At 55.9% G+C, this 1,676-nt stretch carries 2 protein-coding genes; both read left to right on the top strand.

The window, feature by feature from the left end:
• The first annotated feature begins 443 nt into the window (after positions 1 to 443).
• The gene (locus NKH98_RS32840; RefSeq protein ID WP_352904307.1) at positions 444 to 1,169 is read left to right on the top strand and encodes an FkbM family methyltransferase; all 726 of its coding nucleotides are present in this window, start codon (positions 444 to 446) and stop codon (positions 1,167 to 1,169) included.
• A gap of 181 nt (positions 1,170 to 1,350) precedes the next feature.
• A partial coding sequence (locus tag NKH98_RS32835) for a GntR family transcriptional regulator (protein WP_352904306.1) occupies positions 1,351 to 1,676 on the top strand: 326 nt, incomplete at its 3' end.

Raw genomic sequence — 1,676 nt, 5'->3', positions numbered from 1 at the left:
GCGTCTCCCCAAAGAAAGCTTGACCCCAGCACTCCGGTGCTCAGGTTCTCCTGGCTGCCGGATGCGCACGTCTGCGGTCTTCACCGGATGCGTACGGTGGCGCGGGACCCACGCTCAACCAGCCTTTAAACTGATTCCACTCAATCGTGAGGTTGCCTGATAAGCGAGGACATGGAGATGCGCAACCTAGTCTAGCGCTCAATACCCGCTCTCAGCAGGTTTCGCTGTTTGTACGTCACTTCGGCAAGTCGCCTGACTTGGTGGCGCCGATGTCGCGAACCCGACAAAAGTGTCGCGGCCATACCATCGGGCGGGCGTGTTTCACTCTTGCCAAGTGAGGAGCACCGCCTCGGCACGTGGCACGCCGATTGCAGGGATGACAAGCAAGAGCCGTCGCGACGATCCGTCGTAGCGGCCCCCGTCCCGTCAGTGGAGGTCGAGCTATGTTGTCCCACTTCGAAAACCAGTCCATAAACCAAGAGGTCGATAGGCTCAATCTGCCGAACTCTCGGATCAAGCACTTCGCGCCGGCTAGTTACGCACAAGCCGGAGAAGATGTTATTGTCGAAGGAATCTTGGCTGCAAAACTGTGCAAGAGCCAAAGATCTTGGGCCAGTGTGTTCTATGTCGAGATCGGCGCTAATCACCCCATCTCTACCTCAAGTACATATCTTATGTACCAAAGAGGCGCGCGCGGTGTTCTGGTTGAACCCAATCCTGAATTGGAAGCGCTGATCCAGACTACGCGCCCGGAAGACGTTCTCGTGCGATCCGTTGTCTTGCCCACTCCGCAAGCGTCTGCCACGCTCTTCATCGGAAACGCGCATGAGCTTTCGTCTGTGGATAAAACACACATTGAAAGTTTCGGCGACTTCGACGGTATAGGGGGTATCCGAGAACATATTGAGGTGAGCGCGATCGGAATCAATGAACTACTGGCCCCCTATGCCAATAAGATCGATTTCTTGTCGATTGACTGCGAAGGACTGGATCACGATCTCGTCAAGGCCATTGACTACGAGTGCATCAGACCTGCTGTCATCCAATGCGAGCCAAATGAGCATTATCTAAAGGGCAATAGGGCTCGGATCATTAATCTCATGGAATGCAGATCATACCGGCTTGCTGCAATGACTGACATCAATGTCGTCTTCGAGCGATTGAGTTGATGCAGCGGCCCAAATCGAACGCTGTCATTGAGCGTACACCAAGCCTGAGAACAGCAGGGCGAAAGGCTCTCGACCGTCGTCGGCAAGCTGCGCGAGAAGGCTGATCCTATGGCTCGGAGGCCCAGACCGCGAATTCAGCGATCTCTTCAGCCGAGGCGTGATCTCGGCTTGAGGAGACCGCATGATTCGGCCCGGTAGAACTCCACTTCATATTCAGCTCGCGGACATCATCCGGTCTCAGATCGAGAGCGGCGTCTTCAATCCTGGGGATCAGCTCCCCACTGAGATGGAGTTGATGAAGCAGCACGAGCTCAGCAGCAGTACGGTGCGACAGGCGGTGCTTGCGCTTGTCGGTGAAGGCTTGCTTTATCGACGCGCTGGCAAGGGGACGTTCGTTGCCAAGCGGCACAAAGGCCGGGACCTGCTCACTTTTTCAGGATTTTCGGAGGAGGCATTAGCGCGTGGATTCCAGCCGGGTACCAGGCAAATGACGCTCCACTGGCGCCC

It is taken from the genome of Mesorhizobium sp. M0833, from assembly GCF_040319905.1.
GTDB lineage: Bacteria > Pseudomonadota > Alphaproteobacteria > Rhizobiales > Rhizobiaceae > Mesorhizobium.
Note: the sequence above shows the minus strand (reverse complement) of the source record. Positions and strands in the feature narration are given on the sequence as shown.